We start from the raw sequence: 18,868 nt of genomic DNA, 5'->3' as shown, positions 1-18,868 counted from the left end.
GGAATTGGATGCCTTTTTTATTAAAACTAAGCCTTTATACTATTCTGCTTCTCTTTTAATATAAGTTTTGTTGCCATTTTTGTTGATGTAATATTTACCTCCACGCGGGCCGGTATAAATTACTTCAGAATTAGGGCCTTTCAGCGTTCTATCTACAGTTGGCTTATAATCTTTATTAGCAGCATTGGCAACAGCGGTAGTTGTTTGTTTTTTCACTGTTGTTACTTCCTTTTTAACTTCCTTCACAGGAGCCTCTGCTTTTTCTTTGGCAGCTGTAGCAGAAAAACGCTTATCCGGTGTGCCATCTTTTTTAAGTTTTATATCACTAGCTGGAGCTGCAGCTGTTTTCGCAAAACGTTTATCGGGCGTACCATCTTTTTTTAATCTTGCTCCTGCAGTGGTTGCTTCTGCTTTAGCTTTAGTTTTTGCAGTTGTAGTTTCTTTTTTAACCTTTTCGGTTGCATCTTTTTTTGCATCGGCTGTTGCTTTGGTCTTAGCAGTTGCTTCTTTTTTAGCGTCAGCTTTAGCCTTTGCTGCTTCTTTCTTTGCGGTTGCTGTTGCTTCTTTTTTAGCATCAGCCTTAGCCTTTGCAGCTTCCTTCTTCGCCTCAGCAGCAGTCTCTTTAGCTTTCGAAGTTTCTTTTTTTGCTTTTGTTGTCGCTGCTTTTTTAGCAGTAGCAGTTGAAGCAGTTTGTGCCATACTTAAGCTCACACAGAAACTGAGCATAGCAATTAGTGAAAGTAGTTTTTTCATAACTTTTTAAATAGCTGATTGAATATCTGTTACTCTGCTGTCAGATTAGCCTAATAACTATGTACAATTTACATATATCGTACCAACATTATCAAGAAATCTAAATAAATATTTTCATTAAAAGAAATGAAGCTACTAAAAGAGATAATTACTATGCAATGGTAGCTGTAAGTTTGCTTCCGCTAATAGCTGTGCTATAAATTTTCAGCGTTCTTGTATTTCCGGTCGTACCTTGTGGTCCCTGAAGTACGGATCCATTGGTAGCGTATTCAGAAAAGTGCAACTGACATTGTATTTTATTATCTGCCTGTTTCCATACCAAGCTACCTCCCTGATGCGGACAAATAGATTCTGTTGCTACAAATGCTGCAGCAGTATTTCCATCAGCTATCCTAAAAAACAATACGCCATTTACTTTCGCCTGGTCACCCACAGCCTTTAGTTGAGTTGAAAGATCTACTGTGGCAGTATTATTTCCTGGTCCTGGATCAGGTTTGTCGTCAGGACCATCATTTCCACTTTTTCCACAGCTCGAAAGGCATGTTCCTGTGCAAACCAATGCAAGGCCAAGCCCTAATGATTTGATAAATTCGTCACGTTCCATAGTTTTTGATTTTAGTTTAGTAAATTTTTGATTTCTTGTCCGGATCCTGATTTTTTGACTTAAACAGGGTAAAGTTTCTTGATATAGTGAAGCCAAAACGAACCCCGCCTTTGCTCCACGATTTTTTAGTATTTGGAATGAAATTATTTTCCACTATATACTCCGAATTCATGAAGTTTAAAGAGAAAATATGCCCTCCGGTTTCTATTTCCAAACCAACACCAAATGGATTGTAATAAGTTTCCGTTAAATCTTTGGGTCTCGATAATCCATTTACAACAGTGTAATCGGCAATAAAAGAAAGTCGTTTAGTAATTTTCATTCTTCCCGCAAAACCAAGGGAAAACAGGTTTTTGGAATCACCGCTATCCTCAATATTGTTTCGCACTAAAAACCCTGGCATTACCTCAAGAGAGAGGCGCGATGAAAACTTACGTGATATAATAGATTGAAAGAAATAAGAGAATCTGTCACTATATTGTCCAAACTCGCCATCATTAAATGGCTCCCTGGCAATCCAGCCAAGCTGGGCAAAGAGGGTCATATTAATCGGCATCGAACTATTACTCTTCTGTTTTAGCAGCTTGTACTTACCCGAAAAGTTGAAAAGTTCGTCTTGCTTACTTCTTCCTATTGCAACAGTAAAATCATCGGTAACCCCATAGTCCAATCCAATAAACAAATCTGTTGCAACATCCAGGCCGTATAAAGTGTGTGCACTTCCAAAACGTCCGCCTATATCACCAAAATGGTGACGGATCCTGAGATCCAGATCATGTTTCTTTTGAGTTTCACTTGAGTGAGATAAAACTACATGTGTCGACTTAAAGGCGGCATCTACAGTAGTAGCTACACCCCCGCTGTCCAGGGCTTTTAACAATGAGTCCGCTTCCTGAGCTCGAGCATGCAGTGTAAAAAGCGAAAAGGAAATCAGTAAATATTTAATCTTATTCATGGGTTTGGTTATTTTAATGAATTGAACTTACCTTCAGCTTTTATCGTAATAAACTCAGCAATCTTGGTAAACACCAGCTTTGGTATTTTAATATCATGATCCACACAGGCAACTTTAAATTCTGTACTGATTTGTACAACCCCATTGGTTACGGTTACTTTTCCTGGAATTGTTCGTTTCTTATCTACTCCATGTACAGAAAGAATACCTGTAACCGTTACAGCATAATTACCATCTTTGGTAAAATCCACTGGCTGGTCTATCACCCCTTTAAATTTTGCATAAGGATATTTGTCACTCTCTATATAATTTTCGTTGAAATGCTCCTGCATAAGCTTTCTGTCAAACTCAAGCGTCTTAACGGCTAGCTGCACAACTATTTCTCTGGTTTTGGCAACAAGAACAGCATTACCGTTATCGCTTACAGCCCTTATATCCTCTAGCGGTGTAGATGAGAATAAGCCTATTCTAATATTTTTGCTCACAAAGTTCTGCGCCCCGGCACTAAAATGCAGCAGCATGAGTACCACCAACAATCGGGTTATTTTTCTTATCCTATTCATATTTAATTGAGCTACTGCCTTATTTAAGTTTTAATGAACTTATATCTCCTAGTACGGAGTAAGAAACAACAAGGTTGCCTGGGCAGTAAATATTTTCACATTTGCACGTCGCTATCACCACCACGTCATCCTGACCTCGCAGCTTCTTCGAGGTCAGAATGACGATGGCATAAAACAAAAAAAGGCCCGCAATCTCTTGCAGGCCTTTCGTATAATTCAAATAATACTATTTAGCATTTTTCTTCTCAGTAACCTCAGTACGGATCTCTTGAGCAAGTCCTTTTAGATCCTGCATTGCTTTACGAACTCTAGTACCGGCTGCGCCATTACCTGAATTATAAAATTTGTCTGCATCTGCTTCGATTCCAGCAATAAGTTGTTTAAGTTTTGAAAATTTTTCCATGTTTTTCTTAAGTTAAGATTTTAAAAATATTTGATATAACGCTCTAAAGGTAATAATTATTGGATTTGCACCAAATCAATGTTTCATAATCTCTAATCATTTTTTCCACATCCTATTCCCATTGTTAATAAAAATGACTACAACACCACCATTTGCCCTGTCCTCACCGATTCATCACAGGCAAATGCAATCCTTAAACTATTAACCGCATCTTCAGTTGCATCAGTAAGGTCCAGATCTTCCTGAATAGCTCTCAGAAAAAAGCGTTGCTCACGATTACATAGTTCCTGATGATCCGGTTCATCTTTAAGATCAACCCACTCATCGGTCCTGGCAAACTCATCATCTTTATCCAGATCAGCATAATGTACTTTTATTGATTCTGTTTTAGTATGTGAATCAATTGAATCTGATTTTCCTGATTTCGATGCTTCTTTGGCAACTATAGATACCGCGCCCTTCGGGCCAAAAACATCTTTAATAAAAAAGGCTGTTTCACTAACCATTGGGCCCCAGCCTGCTTCGTACCAGCCAACTGAACCATCCTCAAAACGAATTTGAAGTTGCCCGTAATTGTAATTCCATTCAGGTATTTCATCGGTAAGCCGGGCACCAATAGCACTTACCTGAACAGGCCTTGACCTGGTCATCTGGCACATCACATCAATATAATGCACCGCACAGTCTACTATGGGGCTTAAACTTTTCATCAAGTTACGGTGTACGGTCCATTTCGAACCATGGCTTTGCTGATTCAGGTTCATCCGCATTACCAGTGGTTTACCCATTTGCTGCGAAAGTTCAATAAACTTCTCCCATGAAGGGTGATAACGCAATATATAACCAACAACCAGTTTCTTACCGGCCTTTCTCGCAGCTTCAGCAACACGCTCCGCACCTTCTACAGAATCCGCCAGAGGCTTCTCTATAAATACGTGGCAGCCGCTCTCCAGTGCTTTAACGGCAAAAGCCTCATGAGTATCCGGATAAGTAGAAATGCAAACTGCATCAGGCTTTGTAGCCTCAAGCGCCTCATAAAAATCACTGAACAGCCGATAACCTCCACCCAGCTTTTCATTTACAACAACCTTACTGTTACCGGTCGATACAATTCCACATATTTCAAAGCCGTCTAAGGTGTGATAGGCCATAGCATGAGATTTACCCATGTTACCGCATCCAACAACCAGAACACGCAAATTTACACTCCCAAACTCCATCCTGCACGATAATTACGTTTAACAAATTGGTTCACCTCATCAAAGTTAGTAACCTTAAGATTCGCTTTATCCCAGATCAGTTTAATGTCTCTGCCTGGATAACTGATTCCACCATCAGCATTTCTCCGCTGAACATCGGTTCCTCTAATGGCCAGGTTTGCTATTAATAGCGTTTCTGTAAGCGGTCCTGCAATTTCAAAAGGAGAACTTAATTCTATCTTTCCATAACCTGCAATCGCAGCTTCGGCCCATTGTGTATAATGGCCATCTTCACCACCTGGTACCCTAGGGGTTTTCTGTTTAGTATGATCATGCTCATTCCTTGATAAAGGCAGCAATCTCGGGTTAGATCCATAAACATCACAGATCATTTTTCCTTTGGTTCCTTCAAACAATACACCATTATCGCCAAATGCCTCATTAGGTCCTAACTCTACCGGACGCACGGGCTTAATACCACCGTCCATCCAGTGAAGCTGTAAATCACCTTTCGTTCTTTTCGTTCCCTTAAAGGTCATGATCACGTGACTTGATGGCGGACAACTTTCAGGGAAATACCCCCTCTTAAATTCATCCACATACACACTACCCACACTGCATTGAACATCAAGAGGCGTATCAAGACCTAAAATGCTAAATGGAGGTTCTACAAGGTGACAACCCATATCGCCAATTGCACCTGTACCATAATCCCACCAGCCTCTCCAGTTAAACGGAACCATTTTGTCTATATAAGGCTTATATGGGGCACTGCCCAACCACAAATCCCAATCCAATTCTTTAGGAACAACACCATTAGTAGCAGGCCACGAAATTCCCTGAGGCCAAACAGGGCGGTCAGTCCAGCAGTATACGGTATGTACCTTACCTATTAAACCAGCCTCGCACCAATCCTTCAATTGCCTTACTCCGTCACCAGAAGCACCCTGATTACCCATTTGTGTAACTACCTGATAGCGTTTTGCCGCTTCAGTTAATACACGTGCTTCATAAATATCATGTGTTAAAGGCTTCTGAACATAAACATGTTTACCAAGCTGCATTGCAGCCAGGGCTATCATAGCATGATTATGATCTGGTGTAGAAACTACAACACCATCAATGTTTTTCGATTCCTTGTCAAGCATCTGGCGATAGTCTTTATAATACTTCGCCTTCGGAAATCTCTTAACAGAACCAGCGGCCCTTCTATCATCAACATCACATAAAAATGCAATATCAGATTTACCACCTTTATAAATATTCGCTATATCGCTTTCACCTTTTCCACCAACACCAACGCCGGCAACCTGTAAACGATCGCTCGGCGCTAAAAATCCTTTTCCTCCCAATACATGTCGGGGCACGATCATAAAACCAGCGGCTGCAAGCGCGCTGGTTTTAATAAAGTTTCTTCTAGAATTATCTGCTGATGAGTTTAACTTATCTTCAGTCATGTTTTTTATTATTATATTTTTTTTCTACTCGTCATCCTCAGTTTGCTCGTCATCCTGAATTTATTTCAGGATCTCTCACTTGCTAGTCCGACTTTCTCTTGCAAGATCCTGAAATAAATTTAGGATGACGATCGATTAAAGCTAAAAATAGAAATCCTACTATTTCTTAGCTGCAGCTTTTTTGCTTGCAGGGGCTTTAGCCGACTCTTTTTTACTTAAATCTTTGATTCTTATGTTTCTGAATTCTACAGGAGAGCCATGTCCAAGGAAACCAATGTGGCCGCTGTCGCGTAATAAACCCGGATGTTCCTTACCATCTGCAGCACCATTCTTTCTAGCCTCAGTAATGTCGCCATCAAGAATTACGGTACCATTAAGGATCACTTTAATTTTAGGGCCTTTTACGACAACTTCTTCATAATTCCATTCGCCAACTGGTTTAAGGAAACCTCTTTTTGCTGGTAAAGTGCCATATACAGAACCATGGTACTGATACACATGAAGGTCTTTATATATTGGAGCCTCATTATCTAAAATCTGAAGTTCCATACCTGTATAAGCAGCATCACCTTCTAAAGGTGCTCTAATGCCCAATCCGTTATTGGCACCTGGAGTTAATTTAAATTCAAAACGGTAAATAAAGTCGCTAAATTCCTCTTTAGTAAATAAGTTACCACCTGAACCTTTTCCTGGTTTAGGACGAATCGCAATATTTCCATCCTCAATAGTATAATCAACTGTGTTACCTGTCCAGCTGTGCATGTTTGTACCATCAAACAGCACTTTATAACCTTCTTTTTTCTCTTGTGCACTTAACTCAAATGGTTTTGCACGAGGGATTTCTCTGATGTAAAGATCGCGATAAGCAACTGGCGAACCATGTGCTTGTAATTCGATTTGCTCTTCAGCAAAAATCGGAAGGCTTCTGTCCCAGTAGTTTTCAAGGATTACGTTATCAGTTACCAATACACCGTTTAAGTAAACGGTAACACGATCACCTTTCATCAAAATACGGAAGGTATTCCATTCGTCAAGTTTATTGTCAGCAACTTTAAGTGGCTTGCTTTCATTAGCCTGATTGTTGTATAAGCCACCAGAACCAACCTGAGCACCTACATTTGTACGGGCATTATCCCAGATTTGAACTTGTGGAGTACCACGCAAATAAATACCGGCATCACCCTCTCCTTTTTTATCATCAATAATTTTCCAGTCAACAAGCATTTCAAAATCACCATACTTTTTAACAGTAGCAAGGTTATTTCCATGACTCATGAACTGAAGCTCACCATTAACAGGTTTCCAGCTATCGCGTGCCTCGGCATCAGCTTTTTCCTGCTCAGCAGCAAGCGTTTTAGTATCCATTTTAGAACGCTTAATCGGATCTGCCACTAAACCTTTCCAACCGGTAAGGTCAGTTCCGTTGTACATAGACACAAAACCCTCACCTGCTTTCATTTCCGAAATGTATTTACGCATTCCTTCTTTCTGATAGCCACTATCACCACCGGTTATTACCTCGATGGTTTTGTTTAACAAACCTTTAACCAGGTCACCATTATATGTTCCGGCAAGTGTAATGTTCATTACTGCATTTGCAGCAGCTTGCTGTAAAGCAGCATCATCTAAATATTTACCGGCAAAAACAATTGCATTGAAACATTTAGCTTGCTCAACATCTTTTAAAATTTGTTGTTTTTGCTCATTGGTTTGAGCCACAGCCATCGCGTTGCGAAGTAATAACAACTTCTGCTCCGCAGGATAAACACCTTCTCTAACCGAACGCAGGTATCCGTTGATAGCAGTATTCAGGAAAGCAGTATTTTTAGTCTCACGTGCAATCTTAATTAATTCAGGAGCTGCACTGGCATCAACCCATGCAGACAATGCGTCTAACGCAGCTTTTTGAGTTTGCTCGTTACCTGATGCAAAAGCATCAGTAACCGCCTTTAACGATTTCTCGCCACCTAAACTTGCCAGAACTTTGTAGAAAAGTAATTTCTTGTTTTCAGGTGCCGAAGCCATTTGTTGTAGTACTGCATCAACCTGTTGTGAATTGTCACCACCACTTACTGCAGCAATAATAGCTTCCTGTACAGCAGTTTCCTGAGCTCCAGAGCTTTCATTCAATAAAGTAAACAATTGAGGTAAATTCTCTTTCACAACAACGTGACTTAAAGCAGCGTATGCAGCTTGTTGTACTTCAGGATTTTTACTTTTTAACTGATCATAAACTGTATTTAGCTGACCGTTTGCAGCACGCGAAGCAAGCAAATTGATTAATGCAACCTGTACATTTGGTTTCGCAGATGGAATAGCAGCAGCAATCTTTTCGGTAATTCCTGTTCCTTTCATTCTGTGAATGGCGTTAGAAACCGCAGTCACATTAGCAGTATCACCTTTGCTTGCCAACTTAAGCAAATCATCAAGCACCTGGTCCTGACCAATATTAACAGCAGCATTTATTGCAGCTAGCTTTACAGTCTCATTCTTACTTTTAAGCAACTTAATTACCGCTGGTAAAGCTTCTTTAGCACCACTTTGGCCAAGCATACTTAAAATACCGGCTTTTCCATCATCATCAACTTTACCTAATTTCTTAACCCAAAGAGGTGTCGAAGCTGAGGTTACATATGGTACAGCAAATTTCAAAGCAGCAGCACGATATTCAGCATTTTTATCGCCTGCAGCATCTAAAAGGAGCTCCTGGTTATTGTCTTTATTTGCTTCAACCAATACTTTTAAAGCACCGGTACGCACACCTACCAATTCATCAGTGTTTACTTTGCCAGCTATATCTTTAGCAATTTTTTCAGCAAGTTCTTTATTGCCATTTTTAAGCAATTGTTCTGCGTAGATCAGGTAAACTGCGGCAGTATTAGTGTTTTCATATTTAAATCCACTTTTATCAGCAGCAGCGGCAAATACAGCTTCAGACGAAGGATCTGCAATATAAGCAAGTGCATACAATGCTACTTTAGCAACATTTGCATCGCCATCGGATGCCAAAGCATTGATAGGCTGAGCAGCTTCTTTAAAGCGGCTGTCGCCTAACGATTCTATAATCGAAAGTTTGGCAGCACCGTTCGCTTTTGCCAGGCCAGCCAATAAAGCTGCTTTCGAAGCCGGAGTATTGATTTTAACCAAAGCTCGTGCCGCAGGATCTGCCAGTTGGTCGTCAGTTAAATACCCTTGTATACAAGAAACCGCGTCATCTTTACCAACCAGATCAAACTGACTGATGATAAACGATTTATTTTGTTTATCAGTTAATTTATCTAAGGCTTTGCAATAAGCAGCAACCGCCATTTTTCTCCAGTCTTCTTTTCCATTCTGAGTGATGTAAGCAGAAAATCCGCCAACAGTATACTCAATTAATGAATTATTGCCTTTACCTGGGGCGCTAAGGCCACTTATTAAAGTTACATAACCCTCTTCTCCAAGATTGGCTATGTCGTTTACATTATTTTTAAATAGCTCAGCATCAGCCGCAGGCATCTGGGCAAGTAAATCAGCAATGCGGGTAGTTACGGTTCGTTCGTCTTTTTTTGCCTGTCCGTTTGCCACATCTTGCAGCATTACAACCGCCAACAGGATAAAGAATATCTTTTTTATCATTATGATATGTGTAAAATGTTAATCTGAATTGTTTAAATGAACTGCTTAATTAAATAGTAAAAGGTGCACGCATTACAGGGTTAATTAATCTGTTAGCGCCTTCATCATCAATAAACTCTTGTTTTACCGGATCAAATTTTAACGAACGGCCCAACCTCAAGGCAATTAAACCGATGTTAACGATATTGCATGAACGATGTCCATTTTCTTCATTTAAAGCGAATTTCTGTCTGGTTTTAACAGATTCAACAAAGTCGGTCATTTGTGGTGTCGGATCAGGGAAAGCGGCCAGTTTACGCTCTAAATCCGGAATATCCGATTTAAAGCCCGGGTATAATTTACCTTTAGGTCCTTCAATGTAAGGCACGTTAGTATCCTTTCCTTCGCCATCTAAAATGATTTGACAACCATCAGCGTAAGTATAAGTTATCCTCCTCCATATTCCAACAGCATCAGTATGTTGTTGCGGAGCATCAATTTCAACAGAAACCGGACTGGTATCATCTTTACCTAAAAAGTACTGGATAGGGTCAATATAATGTTGTCCCATATCACTTAAGCCACCACCATCATAATCCCAGTAACCACGGAAGGTTTGATGAACCCTGTGTGCATTATATGGTTTATAAGGCGCAGGGCCAAGCCATCTGTCGTAATCCAATTCAGGAGGTACCGGCTGAGGCTCAAGGTGATCCTTACCTACCCAGTAAAACTTCCAATCATAACCTGTATGTTTACCTACAGTAACCTTTAAAGGCCAGCCCAACAATCCGCTGTCAACCAACTTCTTAATTGGTTTTACAGTTGTACCCATTCCATAAAAAGTATCTTTAAAGCGGAACCAGGTATTTAAACGGAACATTCTGCCATGTTTTTGAACAGCTTCCATTACACGTTTACCTTCTCCAATAGTATGGGTCATTGGTTTTTCACACCAAACATCTTTACCTGCATTTGCAGCATCAACTGCCATAATTCCATGCCAGTGAGGCGGAGTAGCAATGTGTACAATATCAACTTCAGGAAGTTTAATCAGTTCGCGATAATCGCTAAATGTTTTAACGCCTTTATCCAGCATAGATGTTGCCAGATCAAGGTGCCTTTTATCAACATCACAAACAGCAACTACCTGAGTTCCATCATATGTAAAATGACCACGTCCCATTGAGCCAACGCCTATTACAGCCTTGGTAAGCTTATCACTTGGTGCAATAAATCCTGTTCCTCCAAGTACATATCTTGGCACAATAGTAAATGCGGCAAGTCCTACAGCCGATTTCTTAATAAAATCTCTTCTCGAATTTTGGTTTTCTGGTTCTTTAGGTTGTTTAGGCTTCATATTTTCATTTATGTGTGAATTATATATTCAATTGTATTGTTTTCATATATCAGAGCTTCACTAAAATAACATATCACCGCACAGTTAGAATTAACTCGCAGTAAGTTCGTCGGGCTCATATTTGGTACAGAGTCAAATACCGGTTAAATATTGACTGTTGGATTCATTTTTTTTATGGTTCTTCAAGGTTAATATATATGGTTGTATGGGTATTCAATTTTTAATACCTCCAAAGGCACCGCTAAATCGAATACTTGCATTGTTAATATTAGCGAGAAATTGTCAAAAACACAAAACATTATTAATTTATTTACGTATTAAAAATACTTTTGTGATTTTTTAACATAAGTTATCTATATTTAACGAAATAGAGTAATTAAAGCTATGGATCTTCGTCTATTAAATAACATAACAAAACCAACACGCGATAAGCAGCTGATCTATAAATATCAGCTTGTGAAACATCTTTTTAATTTAGGGCCAAGTTCAGTTTCCGCATTATGTGATACCATGAACATGAGTACTCCAAGTATTTTAAAACTCATTACTAATTTAACTGACGAAGAATGGGTAGAAAAGAAAGGCTACGGAATATCTATGGGTGGCAGAAAGCCCGATTTATACGGCTTAAGGGATAGAAAAATCCTGATCCTCTGCATTGATATTGAATTATTTCATACCAAAATAGCAGTTATGGATAACAATTATAACTATATAGTTGATGCCAAAACCATCGCTTTGCCCATCTCAAAAAGCAGCAGATCCGATTTCTTTAGTATTTTAAGTACACATGTAGAGGGTATTCTAAAAGCTCAAAACATTACCAACGACCAACTAATTGGTTGTAGTGTTGGCATGCCCGGCTTAATTGATTCCGAAAAAGGCAAAAGCTATAGTTATTTTCTTAGCGATCAGGAAAACACCTCTTTAACGGCCGCATTTGAAACCACGCTGAAACTACCCGTTATTATACAGAACGATGTAAATGGATCATCAATGGCAGAATTTGCACATGGAATGGCAAAAGGTAAACAAAATGCTTTGATTCTGTTAATGGATTGGGGTGTTGGATTAGGAATTATAATGGATGGGAAATTAAGAAAAGGTGCCTGTGGTTTTTCAGGAGAGTTAGGCCATATCCCTTTTGTAGAGAATGGCGCATTGTGCTATTGCGGCAAACACGGTTGTCTGGAAACCATCGCTTCGGGCAATGCTTTATCGGAAATGGCAAAAGAAGGTATTTTATCGGGCAAAAACTCTATGCTCAATAAACTCTCTAACGAAGAATTACAAAGGATTGAACCTGATGTAATTATAGAAGCAGCAAATAAAGGCGATCAATATGCCATCCAGCTACTATCTAATATTGGCACTTATATGGGAAAGGGAATTGCTGTACTTATTCAGTTGTTTAATCCGGAACTGATTATTTTAAGCGGGAAAATTGCCGAGGCCAAACAATACATCACCCTGCCGATGCAACAGGCAATTAATACATATTGCATGACGCAAATCAGAGAGAGAACAACAATTGTATCATCTGAACTTGGCGAAAACTCAAGGCTTTTGGGTTATGCTACAACAGGTATTGATCATTTTTTGGAGGCTTGTATTAAGAAAGCCGGAAAATCAAAGTCCCGGCTTTCTGTTTAATAAACCGCTCGTCATCCTGAATTTACTTCAGGATCTCGTTTAAGCAGGTTTTGAATTACAATTCCGGGATCCTGAAATAAATTCAGGATGACGAATGCCTCAATACAACCGCCCTACTTTACTACCCCACTTTAATACCCCTTGTTCTGAATCAACTTAGGGTTTAAAGAAATTTCCCCGTCCGGAATCGGCAGCAGCTGATTTCTAATCAGATCATACCCATTCGCAAATTTCGTATCTATCAACTCCCCATTTGCTCCTTTTACCTGCTGTGGATAAATCTTAGGACCAATTTCCCACCTCCTAACATCATCCCAATACAAACCTTCCAATGCAAGCTCAATCCGGCGTTCTTTATGTAATTTCTCTCTCGCTTCCTCTAAACCTAATCCTGTCGACAAAGCAGGCAACTTAACATCCGTTCTTCCGTTTCTGATCTTGTTAATCAGCGCAATAGCTTCAGGAATATTCTTATTCTGACCCTCAATCAAAGCTTCAGCTTTAGACAATAACACATCAGCATACCTTAAAACAATAAAATTCAAAGGCGATTCAGATGCAATTACCTCCATGTTTTCTATGGTATACTTCCTTATTCCGAAGCCCACCTTTTGCCCAGTATGGTTCTTTATTTCAACCGGATACAACTGCCCCTGAAAATACGCTCCGGGTCTTAAAATCGTAAAATCCAATCTCGGATCTCTATTCTTGTACGGTTCCGCAGCATTAACCGGCGAACCATCCAACGTTTCATAAGCATCAACCAGATTTTGAACAGGTGCCACAGAATTCGATCCAATAATACCATACTTCAAATTTTGAGGCTGCCAGTACCTGTCAAATATACTCCCCTGCGAAAAAGGGCCACTCATAAACTGCACATCAAACAACACTTCCTGGTTATTTTCATTTGCCACCTGAAACAAGCCATAATAGCTAGGAAACAGATTATAAATACCCAAAGCAGTTATTTTATCAGCGTACTCCACTACTTTATCCCATTTCTTCTGATACAAATAAGCACGCATCTTCATTCCATACACAGCTCCCTTAGTAGCCCTGCCTTTTATCGGCGCTTCAACATCCAACCTTTCAATAGCAGCGTCATAATCAGCATGCACCTGAGCCCACGATGTTTCCAGATCGGCACGCTCAAGATTTCTTGATTCCTCAACAGAAATCGTTTTGGTAAAAATCGGAACACCACCATAAGTGTTTACCAGCAGCGAATAAAATACGCCCCTCAAAAAGTAAGCCTCGCCTTTCATTACCTCTTTGGTAGCATCGGGCATCGGAACTTTATCTACATTATCTAAAAAATAATTGGCTCTGTTAATGCCCTTATAGCAATCTCTCCAGCGCTCAATTACAATTCCTGCATCACCGGGCTGTATAGTACCGTTGCCCACCTGCATTTCCATTCCTTCCCAATGTGCCCACTGATAAGCATTTGGAGATGCAGCGTCCAGTCCGCCACCATAGCCATAAACATGCCTGCTCTGCAAAGTATTGTACACTCCATAAAGTGCCAGGTAAGTATCCCCCTCGCTTTTCCAAAAATTATCCTCTGTAATTCTATCTTCCGGTGTAACCTCCAAAAAGTCTTTAGTACAAGAAGAGAAGAACACAAGAATAACCGACAATAAACTAATTATACGTTTCATAATTTCTCTTATTAAAATTGTAAATTGACACCTAACGTACTGATAAAGGGTATTGGATAAAGGCCGCCGCCATCATCAAACGTATTTCTCTCCGGGTCAAACCCTTCATAATCACCCGAAACAAATGCAGGTAAATTTTGGAAATTAGCATATACACTTATTCCACCCATTTTTAAACTGTTTATCAGTTTTTTTGGCAATTGATAACTCAGCTGTATATTTTTAATTTTAAAATAGGAAAGATTTGATACCCAGAACGATGACTCATACCTGTTCCACGTATCATTTACTTTAATATGAGGCAATGTATTGCTCCTGTTTTCAGGTGTCCACGCATCTCTCCAACGCTCGGTAATTACACCGCCCGATATCCCCAAAGGCTCGGCCCATCTGCTTTTTGTAAAAGCATTAACACCTGCAGCCCCAGTAGTTACCACATCTAAATTCCAGCTTTTATAGCTAAAACCAAGATTTAAACCAAAGGTGAACTTAGGAATTGTATTACCTAATGATTGCTTATCCTGATAATCCAAACGACCATCACCATTTACGTCCTCATATTTCAAATCTCCGGCAGTAGGCGTATAAGCATTGTTCGACATATGTTGCTTTGCCTCTTCATTTGTCTGATACACACCTTGGAATTTAAAGCCATAAAGCGATTGAAATGAATAACCCTCACGGATAAGGTATAGTTGATCAGGAGATTTCCCACCTCTAAATTTAGTTACCTCATTGGTTACATAGGTCAGGTTTCCGCCAACCCTATAGTTAAATGCATCATCTCCGTTTCTGGATTGATAGGAGATTGATGTTTCAAATCCCTTATTCGTCATCCTACCCACATTTTCTACCGGTGCACTCACTCCGCCTAAAATCTGAGGGATGGGCAACCGCACTAAAATATCTGATGTTTTTTTAGTAAAATAATCCATTTCAACATTTAGCTTTCCGCTAAACATCGTAAAATCAACACCAATGTTGGTACTCTCAGTGGTTTCCCACGAAATACTACGGTCTACCAGCGCAGTAATGGCTGCACCCGGTACCAAGGCACCGCCAAGGTTATAACTAGAACCATAATTCTGAGTAAGGGATAACAGATATGGATAATCTCCGGCAATTGCATTAATGTTCTGATTCCCCAAACGACCCCACGAAGCCCTTACTTTTAAATTCTGTATCGCTTTAAAATCCTTTAAAAAGCGCTCCTCACTTAATCTCCATCCGGCAGAAAAAGCAGGAAAAAAGCCCCACCTGTTGCCAGCACTGAATCTCGATGATGCATCGGCTCTTAAATTGGCCTCTAACAAATACTTCTCATTAAAGTTATAATTGATCCTGCCGAAATAAGACTGCATCCTCCATTCTGTCGTATTCCCATTAGCAAGCGGATTAAAAGTACCCGCATCTACCTCAGACAAGCCTTCTTTAGGAGGTCCCGACCGCTGACTCAGCATATTTTTTAACTGATTCTCTTCTACCTGCATACCCACAACGGCAGTTACGTTATGCACTTCATTAAATGTTTTATTAAAATCAAGCGTATTAAAAAAGGCCCAGTAAAATTGCTCATCATTCGTTCTCGAGTTATTGATGGTCGAAGGATAATCCAAAACACTTGTCTTAATACCACTATCGGTATATGCATAATTTAACTGATTAAATCTATCTCTCCTGTTGTTATTAAACTGACCAGAATAAAGCGACTTAAACGTAAGTTCAGGGGTAAACTTAATGTTAGCATTTAAACTCCCTTTTATAAAGTTGTTTGCATATTGTGTGCGCCCGTTATACATATCAGGCAATGGGTTCCTGGTATCCACTATTGGCTGACCTTTGTTTGGCCCGCTTAAATAAAGCGCCTGCGTTGCACCGAATTTGCCGTCACGGGTATATGGAGCAGTAAATGGATACCCCCCATTCTGCATCAGGTACATCACCCGGCTAATTTCATCATATGGCCTTTGCGTAATTTTTCTGGTTGCCTGTACCGTTCCTCCTATCTCCATCCACTTATTCACCTTACTGTTCATGTTCAGGTTTAACCCAAATCTCTTCGAATCAGTTTCTTTAATTATACCATCCTGATCCATATAATTAAACGACAAATAATAATTCTGACGCTCAGAGCCACCCTTTACAGAAACATTATGCTCCTGGATTGGGGCGGTGGTAAAAACTTCATCAAAGAAATTGGTGTTTGGATATAGAAAAGGATCTGTCCCATTTTCAAAAGCGCTAATCACTTCCTGAGGGAAAAGCGGGTCGCCACCATTATTGGCCACTGCTTTGTTCCATATCCCCATAAACTCCGCGCTATTGTCTATAATATCAAAACGACGGCCCAGTTTCTGAACCCCATAATATCCATTGTAAGATAATTGGGAAGGCGAATCATAACTGCCTTTTTTTGTAGTTACCAGCACTACCCCGTTTGCAGCCCTTGAACCATAAATGGCAGATGATGCAGCATCTTTAAGCACCGTCATAGAGGCAATATCGCTGGGATTCAGCTCATTTAAGTTTCCTTCAACTCCATCAATTAAAATCAAAGGGTTTGTGTTATTTAACGTTCCAAATCCACGAACCCTTAATGTTGCGCCGTCACTGCCCGGAGATCCCGAATTCTGACTTACCCATACGCCGGTTACCTTGCCCGACAATGCCTGCGAAGCATTTGTAATAGGCCGGTTATCCATTTCCTTGGTAAAGTCAACAGAAGATACAGCTCCGGTCAAATTCACTTTCTTTTGGGTACCATATCCTACCACTACTACTTCCTGCAGTGCAGACGTGTCTTCTAAAAGTGTAACATCAATGGTTTTATTTGTGGATACAGGAATTTCCTGAGTGGTGTATCCAACAAAACTAAATACCAGAACCCCATTATCTTCAGGAACTGAGATGCTGTATTTTCCGTCGTTTCCCGTAACAGCGCCGGCAGTTCCCCCTTTTACTTTTACACTTACCCCCGGCAAGGGCAAGCCTTTTGAATCTTTTACAATTCCAGATATTAATACCTGCATAGCGCTTTCCTGCATAATAGCAGCAGTTTTTTTAGCAAGTTTTTTCTTTACAACAACCGTATTCTTGGTAATCACATAGGTAAGCGGCTGGTCTTTAAAAACAGCATCAAGTGTTTCCTTAAGGGTTGCATTGGTTAATTTCACATTTACCGGATTTACATCTTTCAGCATGTCCGAATTAAAGGCAAAATCGTAGTTAGATTGTTTACTTATTTTTTTTAATACTACTTCCAGAGAGGCATTTTCTTCAGCAAGGGTGATTCTTTGTGCATATGCCGAAGCTGTGATCTGGGCAGTTAATAGTATCAGTAATAAACATAATATTCTCATTAGCCTTCTAAATAATATAGAAGGCGGTTTATAGGTTAGATCAATTTTCATGAATGTTTTGGTTTAAGGTTAATAGGTTTGATTCAGATAGTACTTAATTGCTAATTGTGACCTCCCTTCCTTTAATGTTGTATTTCATTGATTCTGTTAGCTGAAATAGTTCAAGTACCTCAGAAATGGTACTTTTACGAGATATTTTTGCACTGAAGTTCAGTCCCGACATATTACCCTTATACACAACAGTTACATCATACCAGCGAGAAAGCTTCACCATAATAAGCTGTATATTCTCTTTATTGAAAACAAAATCACCATTTTTCCAGGCCATGGCTTCTTCCAAATCGGCAGGCAAATTCTCCAGATTTTCTTTCTTTTTATTCCATCTCGCCAATCTGCCCGGCACAAGTCGTGTTCTATCAGCCCCCTTGATCACATCAAGTGAACCCTCAAATAAGGTTGTAGAAATGTCTTTATCTTCTTTGTAAGCAGAAACATTGAAGTGGGTACCCAAAACCTCTACTTTCATGTTGTCTACAAACACCCTGAAAGGTCTTTTTTTATCTTTTGCTACTTCAAAGTAAACCTCGCCACTTATGTCAACCCGCCTCTCATTACCTGCAAAAAGCACTGGATAGGTAATGGATGATTCAGCATTCAACAATGCCCTGGTCCCGTCGGGCAGCGTTACCTGATATTGACCGCTGCGAGGGGTGGCAATCACATTCTTGCCTACTTCGTTATTCCCACTTGCATTGCCATTTGACTGGCTGTAAACAACTTTACCATCTTCTGTTTTTGTTATTTTCAGGCCAGATTCCTCTGCTAATATTCCATTTCCTGCCTTATCTAAAACAATAATACTACCGTTGGCAAGTTTTAATGTTGCTTTGTTCCCACCCGGAGCAACATCATCCATCGGCTTATCTGCTATTTCATTGTTTTCTTTAAGAGGCTTATTATAAGAAATAAAGTAGTAAGCACCACCACACAGGAATGCACACAGTAAAATCACTGCGGCAATCCGTAAAATGTAGGAAATAGTATGCTTTGTTTTTTGTAAAGGCTTATCGGTGATATCCGTTTGCAAGCGCGTCCATACACTTGCCAGATCATGTTCGGCCAATTGCTCATCCAAATCAAAACCGCTGTCATTGATATTTTCATACCAATGCTCTACCAGCAGTTTTTCTTCATCTGAGCAAATACCTTCCTTATATTTTTTTATCAATGCTTTAGCATCGAATTCTGAGCCAGCCATAGTTTTTAATGCTTCTTAAAACTATAGTCGGCCAAGTAAGGCG

General features: G+C 39.8%; 13 protein-coding genes. 1 reads left to right on the top strand and 12 read right to left on the bottom strand.

Annotated elements, in window-relative coordinates:
• Positions 1 to 39: 39 nt before the first annotated feature.
• The 9 genes from HQN86_RS07070 to HQN86_RS07030 all read right to left on the bottom strand — a co-directional run bounded on the left by HQN86_RS07070 (position 40) and on the right by HQN86_RS07030 (position 10,891).
• The gene (locus tag HQN86_RS07070) at positions 40 to 753 is read right to left on the bottom strand and encodes a hypothetical protein (RefSeq protein ID WP_172660285.1); all 714 of its coding nucleotides are present in this window, start codon (positions 751 to 753) and stop codon (positions 40 to 42) included.
• A 151-nt stretch (positions 754 to 904) separates the two neighbouring features.
• Positions 905 to 1,357: a QcrA and Rieske domain-containing protein gene (locus HQN86_RS07065; protein ID WP_172660284.1), complete on the bottom strand. Its 453-nt coding sequence runs from the start codon at positions 1,355 to 1,357 to the stop codon at positions 905 to 907.
• A gap of 16 nt (positions 1,358 to 1,373) precedes the next feature.
• Complete coding sequence (locus HQN86_RS07060; RefSeq protein WP_172660283.1) at positions 1,374 to 2,312, bottom strand: DUF5777 family beta-barrel protein; 939 nt, start codon at positions 2,310 to 2,312, stop codon at positions 1,374 to 1,376.
• 8 nt (positions 2,313 to 2,320) lie between these two features.
• Positions 2,321 to 2,875: a YceI family protein gene (locus HQN86_RS07055; protein ID WP_172660282.1), complete on the bottom strand. Its 555-nt coding sequence runs from the start codon at positions 2,873 to 2,875 to the stop codon at positions 2,321 to 2,323.
• 226 nt (positions 2,876 to 3,101) lie between these two features.
• A complete protein-coding gene (locus HQN86_RS07050; RefSeq protein ID WP_048906218.1) occupies positions 3,102 to 3,278 on the bottom strand; it encodes a hypothetical protein in 177 nt (58 codons plus the stop codon).
• 137 nt (positions 3,279 to 3,415) lie between these two features.
• Complete coding sequence (locus HQN86_RS07045; RefSeq protein WP_172660281.1) at positions 3,416 to 4,498, bottom strand: Gfo/Idh/MocA family protein; 1,083 nt, start codon at positions 4,496 to 4,498, stop codon at positions 3,416 to 3,418.
• Positions 4,480 to 5,934, bottom strand: coding sequence for a Gfo/Idh/MocA family protein (locus tag HQN86_RS07040; RefSeq protein WP_172660280.1), 1,455 nt, complete (start codon positions 5,932 to 5,934; stop codon positions 4,480 to 4,482). Before HQN86_RS07040 ends, HQN86_RS07045 begins: the two co-directional genes overlap by 19 nt.
• Positions 5,935 to 6,093: 159 nt before the next feature.
• Complete coding sequence (locus tag HQN86_RS07035) at positions 6,094 to 9,552, bottom strand: DUF1080 domain-containing protein (RefSeq protein ID WP_172660279.1); 3,459 nt, start codon at positions 9,550 to 9,552, stop codon at positions 6,094 to 6,096.
• A 49-nt stretch (positions 9,553 to 9,601) separates the two neighbouring features.
• Positions 9,602 to 10,891 (bottom strand): Gfo/Idh/MocA family oxidoreductase, encoded by a 1,290-nt coding sequence (locus tag HQN86_RS07030; RefSeq protein WP_172660278.1) that lies wholly within the window; start codon positions 10,889 to 10,891, stop codon positions 9,602 to 9,604.
• Between the two features lie 384 nt (positions 10,892 to 11,275).
• Here HQN86_RS07030 and HQN86_RS07025 point away from each other — a divergent pair, with 384 nt between their 5' ends.
• Positions 11,276 to 12,544, top strand: a complete 1,269-nt coding sequence (locus HQN86_RS07025) for an ROK family protein (protein ID WP_172660277.1) — start codon at positions 11,276 to 11,278, stop codon at positions 12,542 to 12,544.
• Positions 12,545 to 12,675: 131 nt separating this feature from the next.
• Here HQN86_RS07025 and HQN86_RS07020 read toward each other — a convergent pair whose 3' ends face one another.
• From HQN86_RS07020 to HQN86_RS07010, 3 genes are read right to left on the bottom strand one after another with little or no spacing between them, the layout of a single operon-like run.
• Entirely contained in the window at positions 12,676 to 14,208 is a 1,533-nt protein-coding gene (locus tag HQN86_RS07020; protein ID WP_172660276.1) for a RagB/SusD family nutrient uptake outer membrane protein, read from the bottom strand.
• Positions 14,209 to 14,219: 11 nt separating this feature from the next.
• Complete coding sequence (locus HQN86_RS07015; protein ID WP_172660275.1) at positions 14,220 to 17,618, bottom strand: TonB-dependent receptor; 3,399 nt, start codon at positions 17,616 to 17,618, stop codon at positions 14,220 to 14,222.
• Positions 17,619 to 17,661: 43 nt separating this feature from the next.
• A complete protein-coding gene (locus HQN86_RS07010) occupies positions 17,662 to 18,825 on the bottom strand; it encodes a FecR family protein (protein WP_172660274.1) in 1,164 nt (387 codons plus the stop codon).
• Positions 18,826 to 18,868: the final 43 nt, after the last annotated feature.

Origin of the sequence: Pedobacter panaciterrae (assembly GCF_013204795.1) — a bacterium.
GTDB classification, from domain to species: Bacteria; Bacteroidota; Bacteroidia; order Sphingobacteriales; family Sphingobacteriaceae; genus Pedobacter; species Pedobacter panaciterrae.
This window is presented reverse-complemented; position numbering and strand designations above follow the sequence as displayed.

What these genes read in the sequence shown, in the direction of transcription:
- HQN86_RS07070 (WP_172660285.1), bottom strand. Translation starts at nt 753, where the DNA reads ATGAAAAAACTACTTTCACTAATTGCTATGCTCAGTTTCTGTGTGAGC.
- HQN86_RS07065 (WP_172660284.1), bottom strand. Translation starts at nt 1,357, where the DNA reads ATGGAACGTGACGAATTTATCAAATCATTAGGGCTTGGCCTTGCATTG.
- HQN86_RS07060 (WP_172660283.1), bottom strand. Translation starts at nt 2,312, where the DNA reads ATGAATAAGATTAAATATTTACTGATTTCCTTTTCGCTTTTTACACTG.
- HQN86_RS07055 (WP_172660282.1), bottom strand. Translation starts at nt 2,875, where the DNA reads ATGAATAGGATAAGAAAAATAACCCGATTGTTGGTGGTACTCATGCTG.
- HQN86_RS07050 (WP_048906218.1), bottom strand. Translation starts at nt 3,278, where the DNA reads ATGGAAAAATTTTCAAAACTTAAACAACTTATTGCTGGAATCGAAGCA.
- HQN86_RS07045 (WP_172660281.1), bottom strand. Translation starts at nt 4,498, where the DNA reads ATGGAGTTTGGGAGTGTAAATTTGCGTGTTCTGGTTGTTGGATGCGGT.
- HQN86_RS07040 (WP_172660280.1), bottom strand. Translation starts at nt 5,934, where the DNA reads ATGACTGAAGATAAGTTAAACTCATCAGCAGATAATTCTAGAAGAAAC.
- HQN86_RS07035 (WP_172660279.1), bottom strand. Translation starts at nt 9,552, where the DNA reads ATGATAAAAAAGATATTCTTTATCCTGTTGGCGGTTGTAATGCTGCAA.
- HQN86_RS07030 (WP_172660278.1), bottom strand. Translation starts at nt 10,891, where the DNA reads ATGAAGCCTAAACAACCTAAAGAACCAGAAAACCAAAATTCGAGAAGA.
- HQN86_RS07025 (WP_172660277.1), top strand. Translation starts at nt 11,276, where the DNA reads ATGGATCTTCGTCTATTAAATAACATAACAAAACCAACACGCGATAAG.
- HQN86_RS07020 (WP_172660276.1), bottom strand. Translation starts at nt 14,208, where the DNA reads ATGAAACGTATAATTAGTTTATTGTCGGTTATTCTTGTGTTCTTCTCT.
- HQN86_RS07015 (WP_172660275.1), bottom strand. Translation starts at nt 17,618, where the DNA reads ATGAAAATTGATCTAACCTATAAACCGCCTTCTATATTATTTAGAAGG.
- HQN86_RS07010 (WP_172660274.1), bottom strand. Translation starts at nt 18,825, where the DNA reads ATGGCTGGCTCAGAATTCGATGCTAAAGCATTGATAAAAAAATATAAG.